This window comes from Roseateles saccharophilus, from assembly GCF_031458095.1.
Taxonomy (GTDB): domain Bacteria; phylum Pseudomonadota; class Gammaproteobacteria; order Burkholderiales; family Burkholderiaceae_C; genus Pelomonas; species Pelomonas saccharophila_A.
The window spans coordinates 2483948-2510647 of sequence record NZ_JAVDXU010000001.1 but is presented as its reverse complement, the minus strand read 5'-3'; the positions used below and the strand labels follow the sequence as shown (position 1 = coordinate 2510647).

Here is a 26700-nt window from a genome sequence, read left to right as displayed (position 1 = left end):
CGCAAAGCCCTAACTTGCCGCCTCATTGAGGGCTGCCAGACGCGCCCGCTGCACGGCGCGGCCGATATCCGGCCCCTTGGCGCCGCGGGCGATGGCCTCGGCGCTGGCGGCGGCGAGGTCGACCTTCTGCGTCGCGGCCAGGTCTGCAGCCAAGCGCTCGCGCTGCGGGTAGTCGCGGTCTTCCAGCCCCAGGCGGCCGCGGGCATCGCATTCGCAGGCCCACAGCATCTCGGCAAAGCGGTCGGGGCGGCGCCAGGCGTCGCAGCGTTCCAGCAGGCGCAGCCTCGCCTCGGCGCTGAAACCCTGGCTCTGGTGCACATGGGTGTGCTCGCGGGCTACCAGCTCGGCCAGTTCCTTGCAATCCGACGGCACCTTCCAGCGTGCGCTGACCTTGCGGGCCAGGTCCTCGCTGCGCTTCTCGTGGGCGATGTGGCGGGGCAGCTCTTCCTTGCGCGTCGTGCCCTTGCCGAGGTCGTGGCAGAGGCAGGCATAGCGCACGGTCAGCGGCGCCTTCAGCCGGGCGCACTGGTCCAGCACCATCAGCAGGTGGATGCCGGTGTCGACCTCGGGATGATGGGCCTCGGGCTGGGGTACGCCGAACAGCGCCTCCACCTCGGGCATCAGCTTGGCCAGGGCGCCGGCCTCGCGCAGCACCTCGAACATGCGCGAGGGCTTGTTCTCCATCAGGCCGCGCGACAGCTCCTGCCAGACGCGCTCGGCCACCAGGGCGTCGACCTCGCCCGCGGCGACCATGGCACGCATCAGCGCTACGGTTTCAGGCGCCACGGTGAAGTCGGAGAAGCGCGCCGCGAAGCGGGCCAGGCGCAGGATGCGCACCGGGTCCTCGGCGAAGGCCGGTGAGACGTGGCGCAGCACCTTGGCGGCGATGTCGCGCTGCCCGCCGTAGGGGTCGATAACGTGGCCGTTCTCGTCCTCGGCCATGGCGTTGATGGTCAGGTCGCGGCGGGCCAGGTCCTGCTCCAGCGTGACGTCGGGCGCCGCATGGAAGGCAAAGCCGTGATAGCCGGCGGCCGTCTTGCGCTCGGTGCGGGCCAGGGCCACTTCCTCATGGGTCTTGGGGTGCAGGAAGACCGGGAAGTCCTTGCCGACCGGCTGGTAGCCCGCGTCCAGCAGGTCCTGGGGCGAGGCGCCGACGACCACCCAGTCATGGTCCTGCACGCTCAGGCCCAGCAGGCGGTCGCGCACGGCGCCGCCGACGAGATAGGTCTGGAAGGTCTTGGACATCGCCCGCATTCTGCGGCCACACTTGCGGCATGAAGATCCTCAGCGAGCATGCCGCCTTTGGCGGCACCCAGCGCTTTCACCAGCACGATTCGACCGAGATCGGGCTGCCCATGCGCTTTGCCCTCTTCACGCCGCCCGAGCCCAAGGCGCTGCTGGTCTATCTGGCCGGGCTGACCTGCACGGAAGAGACCTTCACGATGAAGGCCGGCGCCCAGGCCGTGGCGGCCGAGCTGGGCCTGGCCCTGTTGATGCCCGACACCAGCCCGCGCGGCGCCGGCGTGCCAGGCGAGAGCGAGAGCTGGGACTTCGGTGTCGGCGCGGGCTTTTATCTCGATGCGACCCGCGAGCCCTGGGCCAAGCATTGGCGCATGGAGAGCTGGCTGATGAAGGAGCTGCTGCCGTTGGTTCAGCGGGAGACGGGTCTCGAGCGCGCCGGCATCTTCGGCCACTCCATGGGCGGCCATGGCGCGCTGACCCTGGCGCTGCGCCATCCGGGCCGCTTCGCGTCGCTGTCGGCCTTTGCGCCCATCTGCGCGCCCATGCAATGCCCCTGGGGACAGAAGGCCTTCACCGGTTATCTCGGCGAGGACCGCAGCGCCTGGGCCGCCCACGATGCCAGTGAGTTGATGCGCCAGCAGGCCGGCGTACCCTATCCCGGCGGCATCCTCATCGACCAGGGCCTGAACGACAAATTCCTGGCCGAGCAGCTCCACCCCGAGGCCTTCGAGGCCGCCTGTGCGGCCGTCGGCCAGCCGCTGACCCTGCGCCGCCAAGCCGACTACGACCACGGCTACTACTTCATTGCCAGCTTCGTCGACGACCACCTGCGCCATCACGCCGGCCAGCTGCTCCCCTAACTTCTTTGCAATGGATGTGGGAAGCCACACTCCCCGGCGTCGACCTTCCCACCTAAGCTGCCGCTGAATCCAGTTCCGCTCGAAGAACTGACGGAGACAGCGCATGCAGACCATCCCGACCGGGCGCCCGCCCATCTATCGGTCCCTCTATTTCCAGGTCATCACGGCCATCCTCATCGGCGTGCTGGTAGGCCACTTCTGGCCGCAGACGGGCGAGGCGCTCAAGCCCCTGGGCGACGGCTTCATCAAGCTGATCAAGATGATCATCGCGCCCATCATCTTCTGCACGGTGGTGGTGGGCATTGCCGGCATGGAGGACATGAAGCGCGTCGGCAAGACCGGTGGCTATGCGCTGCTGTACTTCGAGATCGTGTCGACCATCGCCCTCATCGTCGGCCTCGTCGTCGTCAATGTGCTGCAGCCGGGCGACGGCATGCATGTCGACCCCAAGACCCTGGACACCAAGGGCATCGCCGCCTACACCGGGCCGGGCAAGCTGCAGGGCACGGTGGACTTCCTGCTGGCCATCATCCCGACCACGGTGGTGGACGCCTTCGCCAAGGGCGAGATGCTGCAGGTGCTGCTGTTCTCGCTGCTGTTCGGCTTCGCCCTGCACCGCTTCGGCGGCCGCGGCACCCTGGTGTTCGATGGCATCGAGAAGACCTCGCACGTGCTCTTCGCCATCGTCGGCATGATCATGAAGGTGGCCCCCATCGGCGCCTTCGGGGCCATGGCCTTCACCATCGGCAAATACGGCGTGGGTTCGCTGCTGCAGCTGGCCAAGCTGATGGGCTCCTTCTACGCCACCTGCCTGATCTTCATCTTCGTCGTGCTGGGCACGATCGCGAAGCTGCACGGCTTCTCGGTCTGGAAGTTCATCAAGTACATCAAGGAGGAGCTCTTCATCGTGCTGGGCACCTCGTCCAGCGAGTCGGTGCTGCCGCGCATGATGGCCAAGCTCGAGAACCTCGGGGTGCGCAAGTCCACCGTCGGCCTCGTCATCCCGACCGGCTATTCCTTCAACCTCGACGGCACCTCCATCTATCTGACGATGGCAGCCGTCTTCATTGCCCAGGCCACCGACACGCCGATGACGCTGACGCAACAGCTGACCCTGCTCGGCGTGCTGCTGCTGACCAGCAAGGGCGCGGCCGGCGTGACGGGCAGCGGCTTCATCGTGCTGGCGGCCACGCTGTCGGCGGTGGGCGGCGTACCGGTGGCGGGCCTGGCCCTGATCCTGGGCATCGACCGCTTCATGTCCGAGGCGCGGGCCCTGACCAATCTGATCGGCAACGGCGTCGCCACCGTCGTCGTCGGCAAGTGGACGGGCGATCTCGACCAGGCCCGCATGCAGGCGGTGTTGAACAACGAAACCCCGGCCGAGGCCGACGAGCCCGAAGAGGTGCTGGACGCCGTGGACCAACACATGCCGAATAACCCGGCAGTTCGCTAGGAATTCCGCACGACCGTGCTAAATTGCGGGCATGGAAACCCGCAGCGAACGCGCCGAGACGACGCTGGCCGCCATTGTTGGCGCCGCCCTGGACATGGCCGTCACCGAGGGGCTGGAGAGCATCAGCATCGGTGAGGTGGCCAAGCGCCTGGAGCTGTCCAAGAGCGGCGTGTTCTCGCGCGTCGGCTCGCGCGAGCAGCTGCAGGTGGCCGTGCTGCTGGAGTTCGACAAGCGCTTTGTGCAGACCGTCTTCGTGCCCGCCATGAGCGAGGCGCGCGGCCTGCCGCGGCTGCAGGCCGTCATGCGGCGCTGGCTGAACTGGGCCAGCGACGTCGACCGCCACAAGACCTGCCTCTACACGGCAGGCGCCTTCGAGTACGACGACCGCGAGGGCCCGGTGCGCGAGCATCTGCTGGATGGCGTGCTGCGCTGGCGCGCCACGCTGCGCCGCACCGTGTTGCAAGCCGTGCAGGCCGGCCATCTGCGCGCCGACCTCGACGCCGAGCAGATGGTGTTCGAGATGGACGCCATCTTCACCATCCTGCTGCACGACGCCCGCTTCCTGCGCGACCCGCGCGCCCTCGAGCGCGCCGAGCGCGCCTGGCAGCGGCTGCTGAAAGACAGCCTCCCCAGCCCCTGATCCGCCGCCATGCCTGCCTCACCTTTTCGTTTAAATCAACTTCGCACGGTCGTGCGAAATATGGAGCCGCTGTGACCACTCACAACCCCGCCGCCGCCTTCTACGCCTCGCCCGCCGCCCGTGGCGTGGCCGCCCTGCTGCGCGGCCTGCATCGGCTGTCGCCCGACCTCGGTACCCGCGTGGCCCTCAACCTCTTCTTCACGCCGGTGCCCACCAAATGGCTGGCCCGTTCGCGCGATGTGCCGCGCCCCTGGGTGCAGCGCCGACTGCCCTTCGAGGGCGGCCACATCAGCGTCTGGCAGCGCAGTGACATCGAACCCGGTCGCCCCAAGGTGCTGCTGACCCACGGCTGGGCGGGTGACGCCCAGCAGATGCGGCCCCTGGCCGACACGCTGGCGGCGGCTGGCCTGGAGCCTGTACTGCTGGACCTGCCGGCCCATGGCCGCAGCAGCGGCTGGCGCAGCAATCTGCTGCAGTGGGTGAGGGCGCTGTTCGCCGTCACCGCGCGCTTCGGACCCTGGGACGGCGTCATCGCCCACTCCCTGGGCGCGCTGGCCGTGTCGCATGCCCTGGCCCGCGGCCTGCCGGCGCGCCGCGCGGCCCTGATCGCGCTGGCGCCGCCGCCGGGGCAGTTCCTGCGCTGGTTCGCGCAGGCCATCGGCACCGATGAAGGGTTGGCCCTGCGCATGCGCGGCCATGTGGAGCGGCGCGAGGGTGTGTCGCTGGGCCTGTTCGAGCCGGCCTGGCTGGGCGAGCGTGTCGTACAGCCGACGCTGCTGGTGCACGATCGTGGCGACCTGACGGCGCCTCTGAGCGGCAGCGAGACCCTGCTGGCCGGCCTGGGCGCGGGACGCCTGCATGTGACCGAGAGCCTGGGCCACCGCCGCCTGCTCAACGACCCGGCCGTCATGGAGCAGGTGCTGGGCCATTTCCTGATGGCCACCTCGGCGACGCCGGCGCTGCGCGTCGTCTGAGCGCTGTCTAGGGCGAGGAGGCCGCCCGCGCCGCGCGGGCGAGCTGGCGCGAGTCCTCGTCCAGCCAGCGTTCGTAGTAGCCGATCAGCGTTGCCTGCACCTCGGACTGGGCCAGCACTTCGTTGATGCGGCGGATGACGCCGGCGCCAAACGGCCCCTTGGCGCAGGCCGCATAGCCCACCAGCTGGCGCGGCTGCTCGGCCAGCGGCACGAAGCGCAGGCTGCGCGTGTCCATGCCTTCGGCCTCCTGCAGATAGCGCGCCTCGTAGGGCAGGGCGACGGCCATCTCCAGGCGGCCCAGCACCACCATCTGCAGCAGATTGCGCACCGGCGCATCGGCCGCGACGACGGGCACGCGGGCCGAGCCGCGCAGCGGCGTCAGCAGCTCGTCGACGGCGGCGCCGTAGCTGCGGCCATCGGTTACGCCCAGACGCCCGCTGCCGTTGGCCAGCCAGGCCTTGAGCTGCAGGGCACCGTCGCGGTTGAGGAAAGGATGCAGCGCCTCGTACTCGGCGCGGCGCACGACGACACCCGGTGGCAGCTGCGGCAGGATGGGTGACGAGAACAGCATGAAGGCCTCGCGCTCGGCGTTCTTCAGCAGGCCGAAGGCACAGGCATTGGGCTGGGTCTTGAGTGCCAGCACAAGGCGCTTGATGGGCACTTCGGCCATCTGGTGGCCGTAGTGCGTCAGCCGGGGCAACAGCAGCTTGTTGAGGCCGAGGTTGAGCACGCCCTGGCCGCGGTTGGGGCCGTCCAGCATGGACAGCGGCGGCTGGTTGTAGAGCTGCCATTCGATGACGCCTTCGTCGGCCTGGACCGGCGCCACGGCGAGCAGCAGGGCGAGCAACGGGGCACGCGTCATGCGGTCCATGCTAGCCCTGAGCGGGCGTCAAGGACAATCCAGGCATGGCAGTCCTCTCCCTCACCAACGCCCATCTCGCTTTCGGCCACGTGGCCCTGCTCGACGGCGCCAATTTCTCGCTCGAAACCGGCGAGCGCGTCGGCCTCATCGGCCGCAACGGCACCGGCAAGTCCTCGCTGCTGAAAATCCTCGCCGGCCTGGAAAAACTCGACGACGGCCTGTTGCAACAGCAACAAGGGCTCACCAATGTCTATGTGCCCCAGGAGCCCGAGCTGCGCGGCGACGCGACCATCTTCGATGTCGTCAGCGAGGGTGTGGCCGAGGCCAAGGCCCTGCGCGAGCGCTACGAGCGCCATGACGAGAACGACGATCTGGCCTGGGTGCAGGAGCGCATCGAGCACATCGGCGCCTGGAACTGGGAGCAGCGCGTCGACGAGACCCTGCACCGGCTGGGCCTGGATGGCGAGCGCTTGGTGGGCAGCCTGTCCGGCGGGCTGAAGAAGCGCGTGGCCCTGGGCCGGGCCTTGGTGGCCCAGCCCGACGTGCTGCTGCTGGACGAGCCGACCAACCACCTGGACCTGGACGCCATCACCTGGCTGGAAGGCCTGCTGAACGACTTCAAGGGCTCGCTGCTGTTGATCACCCACGACCGCGCCTTCCTGGACAACGTGGCCAACCGCATCGTCGAGCTGGACCGCGGCCAGCTGCGCGGCTACCCGGGCAACTTCGCCGCCTTCCAGGCCGCCAAGGCCTATGAGCTGGAGAACGAGGCCCTCTTCAATGCCCGCTTCGACAAGCTGCTGGCACAGGAAGAGATCTGGATCCGCAAGGGCGTCGAGGCCCGCCGCACCCGCTCGGTGGCACGCATCCAGCGCCTGGAGGCCATGCGCCTGGCCCACGCGGCGCGGCGCGACGTGCAAGGCAAGGTCAGGCTGGACATCGACACCGGCGGTGCCAGCGGCAAGATCGTGGCCGAGCTGGAGGACGTGTCCAAGAGCTATGGCGAGAGAGCCATCGTGCGCGGCTTCTCGTCCACCATCCTGCGCGGCGACAAGGTCGGTCTCATCGGCCCCAACGGCGCCGGCAAGACGACGCTGCTGAAGATGATCCTCGGCGAACTGGCGCCCGACAGCGGCACGGTGCGCCAGGGCTCGCGGCTGACGGTGGCCTATTTCGACCAGATGCGCGACACGCTCAACCTGGACGCGACGCTGGCCGACACCATCAGCCCCGGCTCGGAGTGGATCGAGATCGGCTCGCAGAAGAAGCATGTGAAGAGCTATCTGGGCGACTTCCTGTTCTCGCCGGCGCGCGCCAACTCGCCGGTGCGCACCTTGAGTGGTGGCGAGCGCAACCGCCTGCTGCTGGCCCGCCTGTTCGCGCGCCCGGCCAATGTGCTGGTGCTGGACGAGCCCACCAACGACCTCGACATCGAGACGCTGGAGCTGCTGGAGGAACTGCTGGCCGACTACGACGGCACCGTCTTCCTCGTCAGCCACGACCGGCGCTTCCTGGACAACGTCGTCACGTCGACCATCGTCTATGAGGGCGAGGCGCGCTGGCGTGAGTACGAGGGCAGCGTGCAGGACTGGCTGACGCAGTCCAAGCGCGCCGCCGCCCTGCAGGCCAAGGCCGCGCCGGCCGCCGCTGCACCCACGCCGCCGCCCGCGCCTGAACCGGCCCCGGTGGTCGCCACCAAGCGCAAGCTGAGCTACAAGGCGCAGCGCGAGCTCGACGAGATCCCCAAGCAGATCGCCGCGCTGGAGGCCGAGCAGACCCAGCTGAATGCCCTGATCGCCGGCAGCGAGCTCTACACCCAGGGCGCCAAGCGCATCGCCGAGGTGACCGAGCGCGCGGCCGACATCGACGCCGAGCTGTTGACCTTGATGGAACGCTGGGAAGAACTGGAAGCGAAATGATGAGGCCCCTCGCCCAGTCTCGCCTCGCTGCACGCGGGCGAGCCTGGTCGGTCCCCCGAGGGGACGGCGATGCTTGCGGCATCGAGCCGCAAGCACATCGCCGGAGCGGGCCGGCTAGGGAGCGGCCCGGCGCTCGGCCCGCAGGTCTCAGCAGATGCAACGGACGACTGAAATGAACGCACTCCACCAGGAATGGCTGGCCCTGCAGTCCCAGCATGAGCGCTACGAGGCCCTGGCCCTGGGCGTGAAGCTGGTGGCTTTTGCGGCGACCGTGCTGGTGCCGGACAACACGCTGGCGCTCGCTTTGCTGGCCCTGCTGTGGTTGCAGGAGGCCGTGCTCAAGACCTTCCAGGGGCGGTTGGGCGATCGCCTGCTTGTCGTTGAGGCGGGGCTGAAGTCGGGTGGCGAAGTGGCCGCCATGCAATTGCACAGTGACTGGCTGGCCAGCCGGCCGCGCGGCGCCGGCCTGGTCGCGCAATACCTGAAGAACGCGTTGCGCCCGACGGTCGCGCTGCCCTATCCGCTGCTGATGATCCTGGTCGTCGTGATCTGAGAGTCGCGGCCGTCGTGCCTTATTCGGGCCGAGCGCCGGGCCGCTCCCTAGCCGGCCCGTCTGGGGACCGGCTGGGCGGCCGGCGTCTAGCTTGGCCGACCAGACGAGGGGCCTTGTGTCTAGGCGGGTTGCAGCTTTTCAAGGGACACAAAGCCGTTCTGGCCCTTGAGCTGAACCACGGTTTCGCCGTGGCGGTGCACGACGTACTGGGCCACATGCACCCCGCCCTGGTAGCGCACCTTGTCGCCCGGCTTGATGACGGGCTGGGGCGCAATGAGGGGCGGCACCGGTCGTGTTGCGGGCTTGGCGGCGCGCATGGTGTCGCGTACCTGCCCATGCAAGCCAGGTGAGTTCTTGGCCAGGGCCTCCAGCGAGCGCGTCATCTCGGTCTTGAGCTGCTCGGCCGTGAAGGGCTTCTTCAGCAGGAAATGGGCGCCATGGGCCTCGGCCTCGAACTGGTGCTCGGGTGTCACCTCGAAGCTCAGCAGCGACAGGTGCAGGGCAGGCTGCGCCTCGCGCAGGCGCTGGTAGAGCTGGATGCCGGTCAGCGACGCCTTGGGGAACCAGTCGGTGATCAGGAATTGGGGTTTGAAGAGCAGGCCCTGGGCCAGGGCCGCTTCGGTGTCGGCGCAGCAGAGGATGCTGTCGGCGGCGAAGCCGCGGCTTTGCAGCAGTTGGCGCGCAAAGGTTTGCACTCCGGCCAGGGCGTCTACAACAAGGAATTTCAAGGGCTCGCTCATGTCACATCGGGCGCCGCAGCTGCGGTGGCGCCAGGCGAGCGGATTTTGCCGGCGGCCATGCGCATGCCGCCCCGACAACGCCGGGTCAGATGAGAACTTTTCGGCAGCCTGGCGGCCGTCATGTAAACGCTGCCATGCGAGGCAGCGAGGCTGGATTCAGCCTGCTGCAGGGCGGCCACCGAAGTCGTCCACCGCCGCGCGCAGGGCGCGCCAGAAGGCCGGGTCTTGCGACGTCGCCATGTTGATGCGCATCAGCGAGCCGGGCGTGCGCGTGGCGCTGAACAGGGCGCCGGGGGCGATCAGCCAGCCGGCGTCCAGCAGCGGCTGGGCGAGTCTCTCAGTGTCGACACCGACGTCCAGCCAGCCGAACAGCCCGTCCGGCGGCGCGGCCCACTGGAAGCCCTGCTTGGTGGCCAGGGCCGCGATGCGCTGGCGCGCCGTGGCCAGGCGCTCGCGCAGGCGCTGGGCATGGCGGCGCAGCCGGCCCTGCTCCAGGCACAGGGCGACGGCGCGCTCCAGCACGGCCGAGCTGGTCAGGCCGTCCAGCAGCTTGGTGTCGGTCAGCGCGCGCAGCCGCTCGGGGGCCGCGGCCAGATAGCCGACGCGCCAGGCCGGCGTCAGCACCTTGGAAAAGCCCGACACATAGGTCACGCGGCGCAGGCCATCCAGGGCCGCCAGCCGCGGCAGATGCTCGGGCGCGAGGAAGCCGTAGCTGTCGTCCTCGACGATGAAGAAGTCGTGCTCGTCGGCCAGGCGCAGCAGCTTGTGGGCGCCGGCCAGGTTGAGGCTGTGGCCGGTGGGGTTGTGCAGCACCGACACCGTCAGGTAGGCGCGCGGTGAATGGGCGGCGGCCAGCGCGTTCAGCACATCCAGGTCGGGCCCGTGGGCACCGCGCGGCACGGGCAGCAGGCGGATGCCGGCCTGGGTCAGGCGGGCAAACATGATGGCCCAGCCGGGGTCGTCGACGAGGACGGCGTCGCCGGGCTGCAGCTGGGTGCGGATGATGAGGTCCAGCGCGTGGGTCGCGCCATTGGTCGTCAGGATCTGGGCCGGGTTGGCATGGATGCCGAGGTCGTGCAGGCGCTGGCTCAGGGCCGCACGCAGGCGCACGTCGCCGCTGGGGTCGCCATAGCTGGTCTGCACGGCCAATGCGTCGCTCGCGTTCAGGCGGCGCAGGGCGGATTGCAGCAGTGTCGGGTCCAGCCAGTCGGCCGGCAGGGTGCCCAGGCCGGGCGAGCGCGCCGCGTCGGCCTCGAACATGCCGCGGATCAGCGCGGTGGCGTCCATCGGTGCCTGGCGCGGCATGGCCGTGGCTGGCGCGCGGGCCGACGGGGTTCTGGTCGTGGCAGGCCGGCTTTCGCGCACAAAGAAGCCGCGCTGGCGGCGCGCCTCCAGCAGGCCGGCCGCCTGCAGCTGGTCATAGGCCGCGACGACGGTGTGCGGGCTGACGCCATGCTGGCGCGCGCAGTCGCGCACCGAGGGCAGGCGGGCGCCGGGCAACAGCAGGCGTTCGCGGATGCGCTGGGCGTAGCGCTCGGCGAGCTGGCCGGCCAGGGGCAGGCTGGCGCCGCGCTGCAGCGGGGGATGTGTACCGGTCGGCAAGGCAGTACAGATTCGTGGTCTGGTGGGCTGACTGTACTGGTTCTGTATCGGTGTCATGCCTCAGACTGAGTCCATGTCAGGGTTTTCCACGTCCACCGCCATCTCCACGACGAGCGCCTCCGACGCCACGCGCGGCCTGCTGCTCGGCGCGGCCGGCGTGCTGATGTTTGCGCTCAGCATCCCGATGACGCGACTGGCCGGCGGCAGCGCCGCGGCGCCTCAGCTCGACCCGGCCTTTGTCGCCTTTGGCCGCGCCGTGGTGGCGGGGCTGCTGTCGATCGCCTATCTGTGGATCACCGGGGCGCGCCGGCCGCGTGGCGGCGAGTGGCGGCTGCTGGCCTTCACGGCCGCGGGCGTCGTGTTCGGCTGGCCGCTGCTGCTGGGCGTGGCGGTGCGCCATGTGGATGCCGTGCATGCGTCGGTGGTGTCGGGCGTGCTGCCGCTGGCCACCGCCGTCATCGCGGCCCCGGTGCTGCGCCAGCGGCCCAGCCTGGGCTTCTGGCTCTGCGCCCTGGCCGGTCTGGCCCTGGTGGTCGGCTTTGCGGCCTGGCGCGGCGCGGGCGGATTGGAGATGGCGGATGCGCTGCTGCTGGGCGCCGTCGTCAGCGCGTCGGCGGGTTATGTCAGCGGCGCGCGGCTGTCGAATGCGCTGACGGCCGAGCAGGTCATCTGCTGGGTGCTGGTCATCAGCCTGCCCATCACCTTGCCGCTGGCCGTGCTGACGCGGCCGACGGCGCCGGTAGCGGCTTCGGCCTGGGGCGGCTTTGCCTATGTGTCACTGGTCTCGATGTGGATCGGTTTCTTCGCCTGGTATCGCGGCCTGGCCCTGGGCGGCACGCTGCGTGTCAGCCAGGTGCAGGTGCTGCAACCTTTTCTGTCCATGCTGTTTGCCGTGCCCCTGCTGGGTGAACAGCTGGATGCCATGACCGTGGTCTTCGCCATCGCCGTGCTCGCGGTCGTGTGGTGGGGCAAGCGGCAGCCGGTTCACTGAAGGAGGTAAACGCCATGAACGACAGCTTCACGACCCGACTCGCACCCGGACAGGCCTTGACCCTGGCCGCCGCGCGCACGCCGCGCCGCCTGGTCGTCATGGGCGGCCGGCTGTGGCTGACCATTTCGGGCGGCACCGATGATCATTGGCTGCGCGCCGGCGAAGGCCTGACGCTGGCGGCCGGCGAGGAGGTCGTCATCGAGGCCTGGCCCGAGGCGAGCTTCCAGCTGCTGCAACCGGCGCCCAAGCGGCGCGCCGAAGCCAGACCGGCACGAGGCTGGCGCACCAGCCTGGCACCGGCATGAAGACGCTGGGCATCCTGGGCGGCATGAGTTGGGAATCGACCCAGCATCTCTATGCCCTCATCAACCGCGGCGTCGCCACGCGCCTGGGTGGCCTGCACAGCGCCCAGCTCGTGCTGCACAGCGTCGACTTCGCGCCCATTGCCGCCCTGCAGTCGGCCGGTGAGTGGGCCGAAGCGGCGCGCGTGCTGAGTGAAGCGGCCGCCGGCCTGAAGCGCGCCGGCGCCGAGGCCCTGCTGATCGCGACCAACACCATGCATCTCGTCGCCACCGAGGTCGAACGCGCCGCCGGCTTGCCGGTGCTGCACATCGTCGACGCGACGGCCGAGGCCCTGCGCGCTGCCGGTATCAAGCGTGCCGGCCTGCTGGCCACTCGCTTCACGATGGAGCAGGGTTTTTATCGCGAGCGCATGTGGGAGCGCTTCGGCATCGAAGTGATCACGCCGGACGAGATGGGGCGCAACGAAGTGCACCGCCTCATCTACGAGGAACTGTGCCGCGGCCGGTTCGAGCCGCACTCGCGTGAGGCCCTGCGTGGCCAGGTCGCGGCGCTGGCCGACCGGGGCGCCCAGGCTGCCATCCTGGGCTGCACCGAGCTGGGCCTGCTGCTGCCGGCTGAAAGCGCTGCCGCCCTGCCGCTGTTCGATTCCACCGATTTGCAGGCCCGTTCGGCAGTCGACTGGATGCTAGGCTGACCCCTTTGAAATTCCACGTAACTCCATCATGAGCACCGTCTGGACCCAAGCGCGCCGCGCCGCGCGCATGAACCCGTCCATCATTCGCGAGATCCTCAAGGTCACCGAAAAGCCGGGCATCCTGTCCATGGCCGGCGGCCTGCCGAGCGCGGACACCTTTCCCGTCGACGCGCTGAAGGCCGCCTGCGACCGTGTGCTGAGCAAGTCGCCGCGCGAGGCCCTGCAGTACGCCGCCAGCGAGGGCTTTGCGCCGCTGCGCGAATGGGTGGCGACGCGGGTCGCCTCACTCGGCATGAAGGTCACGCCCGAGCAGGTGCTGATCACCAGCGGCTCCCAGCAGGGCCTGGATCTGGTGGGCAAGATCCTCTGCGACGCCGGCGCGCCGGTGGCCGTCGAGACGCCGACCTATCTCGGCGCCCTGCAGGCCTTCACGCCCTTCGAGCCGATCTTTGCCAGCCTGGCCAGCGACAGCCAAGGCCCGCTGCCCGAGGCCATCGCCGCCCTGCCTCACGATGCGCCGGGCACGCGCTTCAGCTATCTGCTGCCCAACTACCAGAACCCCACCGGCCGCGTCATGGGCGCCCAGCGTCGGGTGGAAGTCGTCGAGGCCTCGCGGCGCGCCGGCGTGCCCATCGTCGAGGACAACCCCTATGGCGACCTCTGGTTCGACGAACCGCCGCCGGCCTCGCTGTCCAGCCTATGGCCCGAGGGCTCGCTGTACCTGGGCTCCTTCTCCAAGGTGCTGACGCCGGGCTTCCGCCTCGGCTATATCGTCGCCCCCACCGAGCTGTATCCGAAGCTGCTGCAGGCCAAGCAGGCCGCCGACCTGCACACGCCAGGCTTCAACCAGCGCGTCGTCCACGAGGTCATCAAGGACGGTTTCCTGGACCAGCACATCCCCTCCATCCGCGCCCTCTACAAGGCCAACCGCGACGCCATGGCCGAGGCCCTGCGCGAGCACCTGCCGCCGGGCTGCGACTACCTGTCGCCCCAGGGCGGCATGTTCTTCTGGATCCGGCTGCCCGAAGGCCTGGACGCCATGGCCCTGCTGCCGCAGGCCGTCGATGCCGGCATCGCCTATGTGCCGGGTGCGGCCTTCTATGCCCACCAGCCCGACCCGCGCACGCTGCGCCTGTCCTTCGTCACGCTGACGCCCGACCTGATCCGCGAAGGCGTCGAGAAGCTCGGCCGCCTGCTGCACGAGGCGCTGGAGCCTACCGTGGAGCACGCCCCCTGATGGAACGCGATGGCTATCGCCTCAGCTTCGCGCCTGCGGACATCGACGCGGTGGCCGCCCATGCCTTCCTGATCCGGGCCTACTGGTGCGAGGGGATTCCGCTCGCCCTCATCGAGCGTGCGATTGCGAACTCGCTGTGCATCGCGCTGCGCGACGACCAAGGCCAGGTCGGCTTCGCCCGCGTCGTGACGGACCGGACGACCTTTGCCTATCTCTGCGACGTCTATGTGCTTGACGCCCATCGTGGCCGTGGCCTGGCGACGTGGATGATCGAGGCCCTGCTGGCTCACGCTGACCTGCAGGGCCTGCGCCGCTTCATGCTCTTCACCCGCGATGCCCATGCCCTCTACAGCGGCCACGGCTTCGCGCCCCTGGCCACGCCGCAGCGCGGCATGGAAATCGTCCGCCCCGGTCTTTATCTCAAGCCATGACTCAACTCCGTCGCTTCGCCCAGGTCGATGTCTTCACTGCCCAGCCGCTGAAGGGCAACGCGCTCGCCGTTGTCATTGACGGCGCGGGACTGTCCGACGAGGAGATGGCCGACTTCGCGCGCTGGACCAATCTCAGCGAGACCACCTTCCTGCTGCCGCCCACCGACCCGGCGGCCGACTACCGCGTGCGCATCTTCACGCCCGGCGGCGAGCTGCCCTTTGCCGGCCACCCGACGCTGGGCAGCGCCCATGCCTTCCTGGCCAGCGGGGGTGACGCGAAGAAGCCGGGCGAGGTGGTGCAGCAATGCGCCATCGGCCTGGTGCGGGTCAAGCGCGACGGCGCCCGCCTGGCCTTTGCCGCGCCGCCGCTGAAGCGCAGCGGCACGGTCGGCGCGGCCGAGCGTGAACAGGCCATCGCCTCGCTGCGCATCAAGCCCGAGGCCTTGCTGGATCTGGAATGGGTGGACAACGGCCCGGGCTGGATGGTCGCCCGCCTGGCCGATGCGGCCGGCGTACTGGCCCTGCAGCCCGACTTCATCGCCATGCAGGGACTCAAGCTCGGTGTCGTCGGCGCGTATCCCGCCGGCAGCGAATGCCAGTTCGAGGTGCGCGCCTTTGTGCCCGATCTCGGCATCCCCGAAGATCCGGTCACCGGCAGCCTGAATGCCGGCCTGGCCCTGTGGCTGCAGGAAAAGGGCCTGGCGGGCGACAGCTATGTGGCCGCACAAGGCGCTGCATTGGGACGCGCGGGCCGCGTGCATGTGAAGCGTGATGCGGAGGCGACCTGGATTGGCGGCGACGTCACGCCGCTGATTCACGGCCAGGTCCGGTTATGAGCATGGAACTCGACCACCTCGTCGTCGGCGCGGCGACGCTGGAAGAGGGCGTTGCCTGGTGTGAGCGCGTGCTCGGCGTGACGCCCGGCCCTGGCGGCAAGCATGCGCTGATGGGCACGCACAACCGCCTGCTCAATATCAGCGGCCCCAACCATCCGCGGGCCTATCTGGAGATCATCGCCATCGATCCCGAGGCGCCGCCGCCGAGCCGCGCGCGTTGGTTCGACCTGGACCAGCCGGCGCTGCGCGAGCGTCTGGCCCAAGGGCCGGGGCTGATCCATTGGGTGTCGCGCGTGCCGAATCTGGATGCGGCCCTGGCCAACTGGCGCGGCGAGGGCGTCGACGCCGGTGAGGCGATCGAGGCCTCGCGCGGCAATCTGCGCTGGCGCATCGGGCTGCGCGAAGATGGCCGCCGCCTGCGCCGCGAGGCTCTGCCGGTGCTGATCGAGTGGGGCGAGGCCCACCCGACCGATGGCATGGCCGATTCGGGCGTGCAGCTGCTGGGCTTTGAGGCCCGCGACGGTTTGAAGGCGCGATTGGCCACGCCGCGCGGCGAGGTCGAGCTGGAGGTGATCGGCTGATGAAGACCGAGGATCTGTTTCGTGAAGACGCGACGCTGCTGAGCTGCGATGCGACCGTCACCGCCCACGGCGAGGGCGGTGTGCTGCTCGACCGCACGGTCTGCTACCCCGTTGGCGGCGGCCAGGCCGGCGACACCGGCTGGCTGATTGCGGGTGAGCAGCGCTGGCGCGTGACCGACACGCGCAAGAGCAAGGAGCATCCGGCCGCCATCGTCCACCTGATCGAAGGCGAGGCCCTGCCGCCCGTCGGCACGGCGGTGCGCGTCGAGATCGACGCGGCCCGCCGCATGGCGCATCGGCGCTTCCACACGGCCACGCATCTGTTGTGCGCGCTGCTTCCTTATCCGGTCGATGGCTGTTCCATCACCGAGGGCTATGCACGGCTGGATTTTCATACCGACGAGCCTTTCGACAAGGAGGCCATCCAGGCCGGTCTGGACCGGCTGGTGGCCGAGGCCCATCCAGTGGGGCATCGCTGGATCAGCGAGGACGAGTTAGATGCCAATCCCGGTCTGGTCCGCTCGATGAGCGTGCAGCCGCCGCGTGGGCTGGGTCGCGTCCGCGTGCTGGAAGTCCAAGGCGTGGACCTGCAGCCTTGCGGCGGGACGCATGTGAGCAACACGGCCGAGATTGGCCCTGTCGTCGTGACGAAGATCGAAAAGAAATCAGCCAAGACCCGCCGCGTGGTCTTGGGATTTGCCGGCTGACACGGCTGGCTAAACTGCGGCGCCTATGGCCGGCCCAGACATCCAGCTCATCACACCCGAGTCCCCTGAGGACTGGCAGGAGGCGCGACTCGTCCTGCGGGACTACGCCAACAGCCTCGACATCGACCTCGACTTCCAGGGCTTCGAGGAAGAGCTCGCCGGACTGCCCGGCGCCTACGCGCCACCCGGCGGCCTGATGCTGCTGGCGACCGTCGATGGCGCCATCGCCGGCAGCGGTGCCTTCCGACCCTTGCCCGACGCCGACTATCCCAATGCCTGCGAGATGAAGCGCCTGTTCGTGCGCCCGGCCTTCCGGCGCTTTGGCCTGGGGCGCATCCTGGCCCAGGCGCTGATGGACCGCGCGACGGAAGCCGGCTATTCGTCCATGCTGCTGGACACGCTGGACGACATGGAGGCCGCCCGCGGCCTCTACGAGAGCCTGGGCTTCGCCGAGGTGCCGCCCTTCTATTTCAATCCCATCCCCGGCGCCCACTATCTGAAGGCCGAGCTCGGCGCCTTCCGGCCGAGTTACTTCGGATAACCGCCTAGAGTGCCGGCATGGCACTCGAACAAGACATCCTGCCGCTGGGCTCGCACCGCTGCCTGCTCGGCGAATCGCCGCTCTGGCATCCCACCGAAAAGCAGCTCTACGCCGTCGACATCCCCGGTCGCCAGGTGCTGCGCTGGCGTGCGGGCGCCGATGTGCCCGATGTCTGGCCCCAGGACGGCGAGCCGGGCTGCATCGCGGCCCGTGCCAGTGGCGGCCTGCTGGTCGCGCGCCGAGACGGCCTGTGGACGCTGGACACGACGACAGGCGCCCAGGCCCTCGTCAGTCCGCCGCCCTATGACCCGGCGCGGGTGCGCTTCAACGACGGCAAGGTCGACCCGGCCGGTCGCTTGTGGATTGGCAGCATCTCGGATGCCCGCGAGCCCGAGGCGACCCTCTATCGCTTCGACGGCAGCGGCTTCGCCGCCCAGGTGCCCGGTCTGACGACGTCCAACGGTCTGGCCTGGAGCCCCGATGGCCGCCGCATGCACTGGTCCGACACCAAAGCCCACTGCATCTACGTCGCCGACTTCGACGCTGCGACGGGCGCGCTGTCCAACCCGCGCGTCTTTGCCGAGTTCAAGCCGCGCGCCGCTGGCGAAGCCTATGGTGGCCGCCCGGACGGCGCGGCCATGGATGCCGAGGGTTGCTACTGGGCGGCCATGTTCGAGGGTGGCTGCGTGCTGCGCATCGCTCCGACCGGCGAGGTCGTGCAGCGCGTCGACCTGCCCGCCACCTGCCCGACCATGCCCACTTTCGGCGGTGCCGACCTGCGCACACTCTTCATCACGACGGCGTGCGAGAAGCGCCCCGCCGACGAGCTTGAACGCGAGCCGCTGGCTGGCGCCGTGCTGCAGTTGCGCGTCGATGTGCCGGGCTTGCCTGCGACGCTGACAGGCGCCTGAACGGGGCCTGAATCCTGGGCCGGCGAGGGGGCGTATTTACCCCGGTGTAACTCGTCACATATAATGAGTGGCTTTGTTGGGTGGCGCCTGTGCGTCATCCAGGTGCAATCAGCTCCCGGTAGTTTTGGGGGTTGAGCCGCCCACCCCAGGACCAGGCGCCATGACCGAGAACGGCCCCCGAAAGACCTGGCCCCCCGCTGTTTCGACGGCCGGCGGCTGGGACGACGACCAAGAGGAGCCGCCCGTCAAGGCCTTGAGCCCCGAGGAGGCAGCTGCGCTGAAGTCCGCGTTGCCGATGCTGTCCCCCTGGCGTGTGCTGGGGATGCAGCTGGTGGCAGGCTTGCTGTGCGTGGCCGTGATCCGGCTGTGGACGGCATCCGGCGTGGCCATGGCCTCGGCGCTCTACGGCGTTGCGGCGGTGGTGCTGCCGAACATGTTGCTGGCGCGGGGCATGACAAAGCGCGTGGATTCAGCGGTCGGAGCGGCTGCCGGGTTCATGGGTTGGGAATTTTTGAAAATCGGTGCATCGATCGCGATGCTGGTGCTGGCGCCAAAGGTGGTGCCGGGCCTGAGTTGGCCAGCCCTGCTGGTCACCCTCGCGGTGTGCATCAAAGTGAACTGGCTGGTGCTCGCGTGGCGCGGCCGCAGACTGAACTGACGAGGCAGAACGAAACATGGCAGCAGAAGGCCACGAAACAGCCGCCCCGAGCGCCGGTGAATACATCATTCACCATTTGCAGCACGCGCAGAACGGCACCCAGAAGGGCATCGTCGATTTCTCCGTCGTCAACATGGACTCCATCTTCTTCAGCGTGCTGCTGGGGCTGGTGGGCTGCTTCTTCCTGTGGCGCGCCGCGAAGGCTGCCACATCGGGCGTCCCGGGCCGTTTTCAAGCTGCTGTCGAGATCCTCGTCGAGATCGTCGCCGATCAGGCCAAGGGCATCGTCCACAACGCCAACAGCCGCAAGCTCGTCGCCCCGCTGGCCCTGACCGTCTTCGTCTGGATCTTCCTGATGAACGCGATGGACCTGCTGCCCGTCGACCTGCTGCCGTGGATCTGGCAGAACATCACCGGCGACCATCACGCCAAGGTGCGCTCCGTGCCGACCGCCGACCTGTCCATGACCATGGGCCTGTCCGTCGGCGTGCTGATCACCTGCCTGATCTACAACGTCAAGATGAAGGGCGCTGGCGGCTGGGCGCACGAGCTCGTCGCGGCACCGTTCGGCGACAAGGTCTATCTCTACCCGGTCAACCTCGCGATGCAGCTCATCGAGTTCATCGCCAAGACTGTCTCTCACGGCATGCGACTGTTCGGCAATATGTATGCCGGCGAGCTGATCTTCATGCTGATCGCCCTGATGGGCGGTGCCTGGAGCCTGTCGGCGACCGGCATCGGCCTGGCGATCGGGCACATCATCGCGGGTTCGGTGTGGGCCATCTTCCACATCCTGATCATCACGCTGCAGGCCTTCGTCTTCATGATGCTGACGCTGGTCTACATCGGTCAGGCCCACGACGCGCACTGAAGCGGCGCACCCATCCCCGTAGTTTTTTCAACCCTTTCCCTCTCTATCCCTCTAAGGAGTCATCGTGGAAGTCATTAGCTTTGTTGCTCTCGCCGCTGGTCTGATCATTGGTCTGGGCGCCTTCGGTGCTTGTATCGGCATCGGCATCATGGGCAGCAAGTACCTTGAGTCCGCCGCTCGTCAGCCCGAGCTGATGAACGAACTGCAAACCAAGATGTTCCTGCTGGCCGGCCTGATCGACGCCGCCTTCATCATCGGCACCGGTATCGCCCTGTGGTTCGCCACCGCCAACCCCTTCCTGGGTCAGCTGGCGCAGATCGCCGCCAAGTAATTCGACGTTGCCGCCCCGCCCTCGGACTCCTGGGGGCGGCTTCAAGCACTCGAAACTTTGTGAGGCACCAAGGTGTTTATTAACGCATCGCTCATCGTTCAGATGATCGTGTTCCTGATCCTGGTCGGGTTCACGATGAAGTATGTGTGGCCGCCGATCATCAAGGCACTCGACGAGCGTGCTGCCAAGATCAAGGACGGTCTTTCCGCCGCTGACAAGGCCAAGGCCGAGCTGGCTGGCGCCGAGGCGCAGATCGCCAAGGAACTGGCCGCGACCAAGGCTGAATCCGGCAAGCTGATCTCGGATGCCGAGAAGCGCGCCGCCGCCATCGTCGACGCCGCCAAGGGCAAGGCCGAAGAGGAAGGCGCCAAGATCCTGGCCGCCGCCAAGGCCGACGCCGAGCAGCAGGTCTCCCGCGCCCGTGAAGCCCTGCGCGAGCAGGTCGCCGCGCTGGCCGTCAAGGGCGCCGAGCAGATCCTGCAGAAGGAAGTCAACGCCGGCGTCCACGCCGACCTGCTGGCTCGCCTGAAGACGGAGCTGTAAATGGCTGAACTCGCCACCATCGCCCGGCCCTACGCCGAAGCCCTGTTCCAGGTTGCCAAGTCGCAAGACCTCGCCGCCTGGGGCCGTCAACTCGACGCGCTGGCCCAGGTGGCGCAGGACGCCGATCTGCGCCAGTTCGCCGATCACCCCAAGGCCCAGTCCGAGCAGGTCGTCGCGGTCATGACCGCCGCCGCCAAGCAGAGCCTGGCCGGCGGCGTGCAGAACTTCCTGCAGGCCGTCGTCGAGAACGGCCGCCTGGCCGCGCTGCCCGAGATCGTCGCCCAGTACCACGTGCTGGCCAACGCCGCTTCCGGCGTGTCCGACGCGCAGGTCTTCAGCGCCTACGAGATCAGCGACGCCCAGCTCGCCGAACTCAAGGCCACGCTGGAGAAGCGCTTCGGCCGCAAGCTCGAAACCCATGTGCAGCTGGAGCCTGGCCTGATCGGCGGCGTTCGCGTCGTCGTCGGCGACGAGGTGCTGGACACCTCCGTCAAGGCCCGCCTGGAGCGCATGAAGGTCGCTCTGACGGCATGACCACTGCTTGATCCGCAGCGAACGCCCCGCAAGACATTCCACCGATTCACCCCCGCGTCTGACCCCGCCCTTGATCCGGCGACGGAACGGCCAACTGGGAGACCAAGCATGCAACTGAATCCCGCTGAAATTTCCGAACTGATCAAGAGCCGCATCGAGGGTCTTGGTGGCAGCACGGACATCCGCAACCAGGGCACCGTCGTGTCCGTTTCCGACGGCATCGTCCGCGTCCACGGCCTGTCCGACGTGATGCAGGGCGAAATGCTCGAATTTCCGGTCGCCGCCGACGGCAGCCAGACCTTCGGCCTGGCCCTGAACCTCGAGCGCGACTCCGTCGGCGCCGTGATTCTGGGTGCCTACGAGCACATCTCGGAAGGCGACACCGTCAAGTGCACGGGCCGCATCCTGGAAGTGCCGGTCGGCCCCGAGCTGATCGGCCGCGTCGTCAACGCGCTGGGCGAGCCTATCGACGGCAAGGGCCCGATCAACGCCAAGATGACCGACGTCATCGAGAAGGTCGCCCCGGGCGTGATCGCCCGTAAGTCCGTGGACCAACCGGTGCAGACCGGCCTGAAGTCCATCGACTCCATGGTGCCCGTCGGCCGCGGCCAGCGCGAGCTGATCATTGGTGACCGTCAGACCGGCAAGACCGCCGTGGCGATTGACGCGATCATCAACCAGAAGGGTCAGAACATGACCTGCGTCTACGTCGCCATCGGCCAGAAGGCGTCGTCGATCAAGAACGTCGTGCGCGCTCTCGAGCAGGCCGGCGCGATGGAGTACACCATCGTCGTCGCCGCCTCGGCTTCCGAGTCTGCCGCCATGCAATACGTGTCGGCCTACTCCGGCTGCACGATGGGCGAGTACTTCCGCGACCGCGGCCAGGACGCCCTGATCGTCTATGACGACCTGTCCAAGCAGGCCGTCGCCTACCGCCAGGTCTCGCTGCTGCTGCGCCGCCCGCCGGGCCGCGAAGCCTTCCCCGGCGACGTGTTCTATCTCCACAGCCGCCTGCTGGAGCGTGCCGCCCGCGTGAACGCCGACTACGTCGAAGCCTTCACCAAGGGTGAGGTCAAGGGCAAGACGGGTTCGCTGACGGCCCTGCCGATCATCGAGACGCAAGCCGGTGACGTTTCCGCCTTCGTGCCGACCAATGTGATCTCGATCACCGACGGGCAGATCTTCCTGGAAACCAACCTGTTCAACGCCGGTATCCGCCCCGCCATCAACGCCGGTATCTCGGTGTCGCGCGTCGGTGGTGCGGCCCAGACCAAGCTGATCAAGTCGCTGTCCGGCGGTATCCGTACCGACCTGGCCCAGTACCGTGAGCTGGCCGCCTTCGCGCAGTTCGCTTCCGACCTGGACGAAGCCACCCGCAAGCAGCTGGACCGCGGTGCCCGCGTGACGGAACTGCTGAAGCAGGCCCAGTACTCGCCGCTGTCCATCTCGCTGATGGGCGCTTCGCTGTACGCCGCCAACAAGGGCTTCATGGACAGCATCGACGTCAAGAAGGTCCTGGCCTTCGAACACGGCCTGCACCAGTACCTGAAGACCAGCCACGCCGCTCTCCTCGCCAAGCTCGAGAACGACAAGGCGATGGACAAGGATGCCGAGGCCGAACTGAACGCCGCCATCACGGCCTTCAAGAAGTCCTTCGCTTAAGAAGCCACGGAACCGCGGGGCCAGGCCTCAAAACCCAACCCCGCACTGACTAGGAGTTCGAATGGCTTCAAGCAAAGAAATCCGCGGCAAGATCAAGTCGGTCGAGAACACCAAGAAGATCACCAAGGCGATGGAGATGGTCGCCGCGTCCAAGATGCGCAAGGCGCAGGAACGGATGCGCTCGGCCCGCCCCTACGCCGAGAAGATCGGCAACATCGCGGCTGCCCTGGCCCAGGCCAACCCCGAGTACCGTCACCCCTTCCTCGTCAAGAACGAGAAGGCGACGGCAGCCGGCATGGTCGTGGTCACGACGGACAAGGGCCTGTGCGGTGGTCTGAATACCAATCTGCTGCGCGCTGCGACGACCAAGCTCAAGGAGCTGGAGTCCGCGGGCCAGAAGACCGACGTCGTCGCCATCGGCGGCAAGGGCTTCGGCTTCATGAACCGCATCGGCGCCAAGGTCGTGGCTCATGCCACCCAGCTCGGCGACCAGCCCCACATCGAGACGCTGATCGGCCCCGTCAAGGTGCTGCTCGACGCCTATGCCGAAGGCAAGCTGTCGGCCGTCTACCTCTGCTACACGCAGTTCATCAACACGATGAAGCAGGAGGTGGTGGTCCAGCAGCTGCTGCCGCTGAAGGCCGACGACATGGCGACCGACAAGTCCGGCCACTCGTGGGATTACCTCTACGAGCCGGACGCCGCCACCGTCATCGACGAGCTGCTCACGCGCTACTCGGAGGCCCTGGTCTTCCAGGCCGTCGCCGAGAACATGGCCAGCGAGCAGTCCGCCCGCATGGTGGCCATGAAGTCCGCGACCGACAACGCCGGCAACCTCATCAAAGAACTCAAGCTGGTCTACAACAAGACCCGCCAGGCAGCGATCACGAAGGAACTCTCCGAGATCGTCAGCGGCGCCGCTGCTGTGGGTTGATCAGGTTTCAGCACGCAAAGAATTGAATTGAAGGAACGCACAAATGGCTAACACTCAAGCCCTCGGCAAGATCGTTCAGTGCATCGGCGCCGTCGTGGACGTGGAATTCCCGCGCGACCAGATGCCCAAGGTGTACGACGCCCTGAAGATGGAAGGCTCGGCGCTGACGCTGGAAGTCCAGCAGCAGCTGGGCGACGGCGTGGTCCGCACCATTGCCCTGGGTTCATCCGACGGCCTGCGCCGCGGCACCCAGGTCTACAACACCGGCGACACCATCAAGGTGCCGGTCGGCAAGGCCACCCTCGGCCGCATCATGGACGTGCTGGGCAACCCCATCGACGAGCGCGGCCCGGTGTCCTCCGAGCTGACCGCCTCCATCCACCGCACGGCCCCGGCCTACGACGAGCTGAGCCCGTCGCAGGACCTGCTGGAAACCGGCATCAAGGTGATCGACCTGATCTGCCCGTTCGCCAAGGGCGGCAAGGTGGGTCTGTTCGGCGGCGCCGGCGTCGGCAAGACCGTCAACATGATGGAGCTCATCAACAACATCGCCAAGGCGCACAGCGGTCTGTCCGTGTTCGCCGGCGTGGGTGAGCGCACCCGTGAGGGCAACGACTTCTATCACGAGATGTCGGACTCCGGCGTCGTCGTGCAGGAGAAGCTCGAGGACTCCAAGGTCGCCATGGTCTACGGCCAGATGAACGAGCCCCCGGGCAACCGTCTGCGCGTGGCCCTGACCGGCCTGACCATCGCCGAGTCCTTCCGTGACGAAGGCCGTGACGTGCTGTTCTTCGTGGACAACATCTACCGCTACACGCTGGCCGGTACCGAAGTGTCCGCTCTGCTGGGCCGCATGCCTTCCGCCGTGGGCTACCAGCCGACGCTGGCCGAGGAAATGGGTCGCCTGCAGGAACGCATCACGTCGACCAAGGTCGGCTCGATCACGTCCATCCAGGCCGTCTACGTCCCTGCGGACGACCTGACCGACCCGTCGCCCGCCACGACCTTCGCCCACTTGGACGCCACCGTCGTGCTGTCGCGTGACATCGCCGCCCTGGGTATCTACCCCGCCGTGGACCCGCTGGACTCCACCAGCCGCCAGATCGACCCCAACGTCGTCGGCGAAGAGCACTACACGACGACCCGCGCCGTCCAGGCCGTGCTGCAGCGCTACAAGGAACTGCGCGACATCATCGCCATCCTGGGCATGGACGAACTGTCGCCGGAAGACAAGCTGGCCGTGGCTCGCGCCCGCAAGATCCAGCGCTTCCTGTCGCAGCCCTTCCACGTCGCCGAAGTGTTCACGGGCACCCCGGGCAAGTACGTGCCACTGAAGGAAACCATCCGCGGCTTCAAGATGATCGTCAACGGCGAGTGCGACTCGCTGCCCGAGCAGGCCTTCTACATGGTCGGCACGATTGACGAGGCCTTTGAAAAGGCCAAGAAGATTCAGTGATGTTGATCGGGGCGCCCTGGGTGCCCCGTCTTTCGCAGAACCTTCTTTCCGTTAAACAAGGATCAATCTCATGGCAACCCTCCACGTCGACGTGGTCTCCGCCGAAGAGCAGATCTTCTCCGGCGAGGCCAAGTTCGTCGCCCTGCCGGGCGAATCCGGCGAGCTCGGCATCCTGCCCAAGCACACGCCGCTGATCACCCGCATCAAGCCGGGCGCCGTGCGCATCGAGCTGGCCGGTGGTGGCGAAGAGTTCGTCTTCGTTGCCGGCGGCATCCTCGAAGTGCAGCCCAACCGCGTGACCGTGCTGGCCGACACCGCCATCCGCGGCAAGGACCTCGACGAGGCCAAGGCCCTGGAGGCCAAGAAGGCCGCCGAAGAGTCGCTGCGCAACGCCAAGGACAAGATCGACCAGGCCGCCATCCAGAGCGAGCTGGCGATCCAGGCGGCCCAGATCGCCGCGCTGCGCAAGTTCCTGAAGAAATAAGGCGCCACGTCGCGACCAGCGATGGACGAGCACCCGCTCGGCATCTCCCCAACGAACGCGGCTCCGGCCGCGTTCGGTACTTCTGCGTCCGTCACCCTCAGCGAGTGGCGGCACAGCCTGGTCGTGCTCGAGGGCCTGGAGCCCGGCCGCCGCATCGAGCTGGGCGACAAGCCCCTGGTGATCGGCCGCCGCACCGCTGCCGATCTCGTGCTGCCCGAGCTCCTCGTGTCGGCCCTGCACTGCCGCGTGCAGATCCAGGCCGGCCGCCCGGCACTGAAGATCACGGACTTCAAGTCCACCAACGGCAGCTTCATCAACGGCCACCGCATCAGCGGCAGCGCCTATCTCGCGCCCGGCGGCACGCTGGCCGTGGGCCAGCACCTGTTCCGCCACGACTTCCTGTCGCCCGACGGCCTGGTGCGTGCCGCCTACGAAGACGCTGAGCACGAGCAGACCGTCAACGCCTGGCTGCCGGCGCCGCTCGCCAAGGGAGCCGTGCGCACGGAGTGGTGCTACCGCCGGGCCGAGCCGCCGCGCGGCGCCGGCTTCGCCGTGCTGCCGCTGCCCGAGGACCGGCAGGCGCTGATCCTCATCGACGTTTGCGGTCCGCGCGAGCATGTCGCCCGCCATGCCGCCCGGGTGCTGCGCGAACTGCAGGAGGTGTGCGACATCGCTGGCCCGGCCGAGCTCTTCAACCAGCTGCACCAGCGCTGGCGCGAGGGCGCGCACGACGGCCTGTTCTTCACCGCCTGGGCCGCCGTCTACGACCCTGCCACGCGCCGGCTGGTCCATGCCTGCGCCGGCCAGCATCCGGCCCTGCTGCGCATTCCCGACGGTGAGATGCTGCGTCTGGACGCCCTCAACCCGCCGGTCGGCCTGCTGCCCGGTACCGAGTTCGCCGCTGACAGCGTGGTCGTCCCGCCGGGCAGCCGGCTGCACATCTTCAACCGCGGCTGCTTCGCCTTCCTGGACCGCAGCGGCCGCGAGCTCGAGCTGGATGACCTGGAAGCCCTGCTGGCCTGCCTGCCGCCGACCTCGGGCAATGCCGCGGAGCAGGCCTTCGTGCAATTGCGGCGCATGGCGGAATGCGCCCGCCTGGACGACGACTTCCTGCTGCTGCAGGCCGATTTCCCGAGCTGACGCCAAGCTG

Annotated in this window: 30 protein-coding genes; 26 read left to right on the top strand and 4 right to left on the bottom strand. The window is 68.1% G+C overall.

The features are described 5' to 3' along the window. Window positions 1-9: 9 nt before the first annotated feature. Window positions 10-1245, bottom strand: coding sequence for a multifunctional CCA addition/repair protein (locus tag J2X20_RS11510; RefSeq protein WP_310264600.1), 1236 nt, complete (start codon window positions 1243-1245; stop codon window positions 10-12). A gap of 29 nt (window positions 1246-1274) precedes the next feature. Here J2X20_RS11510 and fghA point away from each other — a divergent pair, with 29 nt between their 5' ends. The 4 genes from fghA to J2X20_RS11490 all read left to right on the top strand — a co-directional run bounded on the left by fghA (window position 1275) and on the right by J2X20_RS11490 (window position 5169). Next, complete coding sequence (gene fghA, locus J2X20_RS11505) at window positions 1275-2102, top strand: S-formylglutathione hydrolase (protein WP_310264596.1); 828 nt, start codon at window positions 1275-1277, stop codon at window positions 2100-2102. Between the two features lie 103 nt (window positions 2103-2205). Further along, the gene (locus J2X20_RS11500; protein WP_310264594.1) at window positions 2206-3555 is read left to right on the top strand and encodes a dicarboxylate/amino acid:cation symporter; all 1350 of its coding nucleotides are present in this window, start codon (window positions 2206-2208) and stop codon (window positions 3553-3555) included. A gap of 31 nt (window positions 3556-3586) precedes the next feature. Beyond that, window positions 3587-4195, top strand: coding sequence for a TetR/AcrR family transcriptional regulator (locus tag J2X20_RS11495; RefSeq protein ID WP_310264592.1), 609 nt, complete (start codon window positions 3587-3589; stop codon window positions 4193-4195). 71 nt (window positions 4196-4266) lie between these two features. Beyond that, window positions 4267-5169, top strand: coding sequence for an alpha/beta hydrolase (locus J2X20_RS11490; RefSeq protein ID WP_310264590.1), 903 nt, complete (start codon window positions 4267-4269; stop codon window positions 5167-5169). A gap of 7 nt (window positions 5170-5176) precedes the next feature. On the opposite strand, the gene J2X20_RS11485 is transcribed toward J2X20_RS11490, so the two are convergent. Then, the gene (locus J2X20_RS11485) at window positions 5177-6031 is read right to left on the bottom strand and encodes a TIGR02285 family protein (protein ID WP_310264588.1); all 855 of its coding nucleotides are present in this window, start codon (window positions 6029-6031) and stop codon (window positions 5177-5179) included. A gap of 44 nt (window positions 6032-6075) precedes the next feature. Between J2X20_RS11485 and J2X20_RS11480 the strand changes: the two genes are divergently transcribed. Beyond that, entirely contained in the window at window positions 6076-7950 is a 1875-nt protein-coding gene (locus J2X20_RS11480; RefSeq protein ID WP_310264585.1) for an ATP-binding cassette domain-containing protein, read from the top strand. Window positions 7951-8122: 172 nt separating this feature from the next. Beyond that, window positions 8123-8503, top strand: a complete 381-nt coding sequence (locus tag J2X20_RS11475) for a hypothetical protein (protein WP_310264583.1) — start codon at window positions 8123-8125, stop codon at window positions 8501-8503. 119 nt (window positions 8504-8622) lie between these two features. Here J2X20_RS11475 and J2X20_RS11470 read toward each other — a convergent pair whose 3' ends face one another. Both J2X20_RS11470 and J2X20_RS11465 read right to left on the bottom strand, forming a co-directional pair. Continuing rightward, entirely contained in the window at window positions 8623-9231 is a 609-nt protein-coding gene (locus tag J2X20_RS11470) for a response regulator (RefSeq protein ID WP_310264580.1), read from the bottom strand. Window positions 9232-9399: 168 nt separating this feature from the next. Then, complete coding sequence (locus tag J2X20_RS11465) at window positions 9400-10845, bottom strand: aminotransferase-like domain-containing protein (RefSeq protein WP_310264578.1); 1446 nt, start codon at window positions 10843-10845, stop codon at window positions 9400-9402. A gap of 73 nt (window positions 10846-10918) precedes the next feature. Here J2X20_RS11465 and J2X20_RS11460 point away from each other — a divergent pair, with 73 nt between their 5' ends. The 20 genes from J2X20_RS11460 (at window position 10919) to J2X20_RS11365 (ending at window position 26690) form a co-directional block, all read left to right on the top strand. Continuing rightward, entirely contained in the window at window positions 10919-11836 is a 918-nt protein-coding gene (locus J2X20_RS11460; protein ID WP_310264576.1) for a DMT family transporter, read from the top strand. A gap of 14 nt (window positions 11837-11850) precedes the next feature. Continuing rightward, the gene (locus tag J2X20_RS11455) at window positions 11851-12141 is read left to right on the top strand and encodes a DUF2917 domain-containing protein (RefSeq protein ID WP_310264574.1); all 291 of its coding nucleotides are present in this window, start codon (window positions 11851-11853) and stop codon (window positions 12139-12141) included. Then, a complete protein-coding gene (locus J2X20_RS11450) occupies window positions 12138-12833 on the top strand; it encodes an aspartate/glutamate racemase family protein (protein ID WP_310264572.1) in 696 nt (231 codons plus the stop codon). The genes J2X20_RS11455 and J2X20_RS11450 overlap by 4 nt, the downstream gene beginning before the upstream one ends. A gap of 28 nt (window positions 12834-12861) precedes the next feature. Then, on the top strand, window positions 12862-14070 hold the full coding sequence (locus J2X20_RS11445; protein ID WP_310264571.1) for an aminotransferase-like domain-containing protein: 1209 nt from the start codon (window positions 12862-12864) through the stop codon (window positions 14068-14070). Then, window positions 14070-14501 (top strand): GNAT family N-acetyltransferase, encoded by a 432-nt coding sequence (locus J2X20_RS11440; RefSeq protein ID WP_310264569.1) that lies wholly within the window; start codon window positions 14070-14072, stop codon window positions 14499-14501. Before J2X20_RS11445 ends, J2X20_RS11440 begins: the two co-directional genes overlap by 1 nt. Further along, window positions 14498-15337, top strand: a complete 840-nt coding sequence (locus tag J2X20_RS11435) for a PhzF family phenazine biosynthesis protein (RefSeq protein WP_310264567.1) — start codon at window positions 14498-14500, stop codon at window positions 15335-15337. Before J2X20_RS11440 ends, J2X20_RS11435 begins: the two co-directional genes overlap by 4 nt. Window positions 15338-15339: 2 nt before the next feature. Next, window positions 15340-15918 (top strand): VOC family protein, encoded by a 579-nt coding sequence (locus tag J2X20_RS11430; protein ID WP_409034146.1) that lies wholly within the window; start codon window positions 15340-15342, stop codon window positions 15916-15918. Next, window positions 15918-16625, top strand: coding sequence for an alanyl-tRNA editing protein (locus J2X20_RS11425; protein ID WP_310264563.1), 708 nt, complete (start codon window positions 15918-15920; stop codon window positions 16623-16625). The genes J2X20_RS11430 and J2X20_RS11425 overlap by 1 nt, the downstream gene beginning before the upstream one ends. A gap of 25 nt (window positions 16626-16650) precedes the next feature. Beyond that, window positions 16651-17166, top strand: a complete 516-nt coding sequence (locus tag J2X20_RS11420; RefSeq protein ID WP_310264561.1) for a GNAT family N-acetyltransferase — start codon at window positions 16651-16653, stop codon at window positions 17164-17166. A gap of 17 nt (window positions 17167-17183) precedes the next feature. Next, entirely contained in the window at window positions 17184-18077 is an 894-nt protein-coding gene (locus J2X20_RS11415) for an SMP-30/gluconolactonase/LRE family protein (RefSeq protein WP_310264559.1), read from the top strand. Between the two features lie 160 nt (window positions 18078-18237). Then, complete coding sequence (locus tag J2X20_RS11410; RefSeq protein ID WP_310264557.1) at window positions 18238-18735, top strand: ATP synthase subunit I; 498 nt, start codon at window positions 18238-18240, stop codon at window positions 18733-18735. Between the two features lie 16 nt (window positions 18736-18751). Next, window positions 18752-19606 carry a F0F1 ATP synthase subunit A gene (gene atpB / locus J2X20_RS11405; RefSeq protein ID WP_310264555.1) on the top strand — a complete coding sequence of 285 codons (855 nt, stop codon included), beginning with the start codon at window positions 18752-18754 and terminating at the stop codon, window positions 19604-19606. 64 nt (window positions 19607-19670) lie between these two features. Next, window positions 19671-19937 (top strand): F0F1 ATP synthase subunit C, encoded by a 267-nt coding sequence (atpE, locus tag J2X20_RS11400; RefSeq protein WP_056873235.1) that lies wholly within the window; start codon window positions 19671-19673, stop codon window positions 19935-19937. A gap of 72 nt (window positions 19938-20009) precedes the next feature. Then, window positions 20010-20480, top strand: a complete 471-nt coding sequence (locus J2X20_RS11395; RefSeq protein WP_310264553.1) for a F0F1 ATP synthase subunit B — start codon at window positions 20010-20012, stop codon at window positions 20478-20480. Next, complete coding sequence (locus tag J2X20_RS11390; protein WP_310264551.1) at window positions 20481-21014, top strand: F0F1 ATP synthase subunit delta; 534 nt, start codon at window positions 20481-20483, stop codon at window positions 21012-21014. A 108-nt stretch (window positions 21015-21122) separates the two neighbouring features. Further along, on the top strand, window positions 21123-22676 hold the full coding sequence (gene atpA / locus J2X20_RS11385; RefSeq protein WP_310264549.1) for a F0F1 ATP synthase subunit alpha: 1554 nt from the start codon (window positions 21123-21125) through the stop codon (window positions 22674-22676). Window positions 22677-22737: 61 nt separating this feature from the next. Beyond that, on the top strand, window positions 22738-23610 hold the full coding sequence (gene atpG, locus J2X20_RS11380; protein ID WP_310264546.1) for a F0F1 ATP synthase subunit gamma: 873 nt from the start codon (window positions 22738-22740) through the stop codon (window positions 23608-23610). Between the two features lie 43 nt (window positions 23611-23653). Next, window positions 23654-25066, top strand: a complete 1413-nt coding sequence (atpD, locus tag J2X20_RS11375; protein ID WP_310264543.1) for a F0F1 ATP synthase subunit beta — start codon at window positions 23654-23656, stop codon at window positions 25064-25066. A gap of 70 nt (window positions 25067-25136) precedes the next feature. Beyond that, entirely contained in the window at window positions 25137-25550 is a 414-nt protein-coding gene (locus tag J2X20_RS11370; RefSeq protein WP_310264541.1) for a F0F1 ATP synthase subunit epsilon, read from the top strand. Window positions 25551-25571: 21 nt separating this feature from the next. Then, window positions 25572-26690 (top strand): SpoIIE family protein phosphatase, encoded by a 1119-nt coding sequence (locus tag J2X20_RS11365; RefSeq protein WP_310264539.1) that lies wholly within the window; start codon window positions 25572-25574, stop codon window positions 26688-26690. The last annotated feature ends 10 nt before the right edge of the window (window positions 26691-26700 follow it).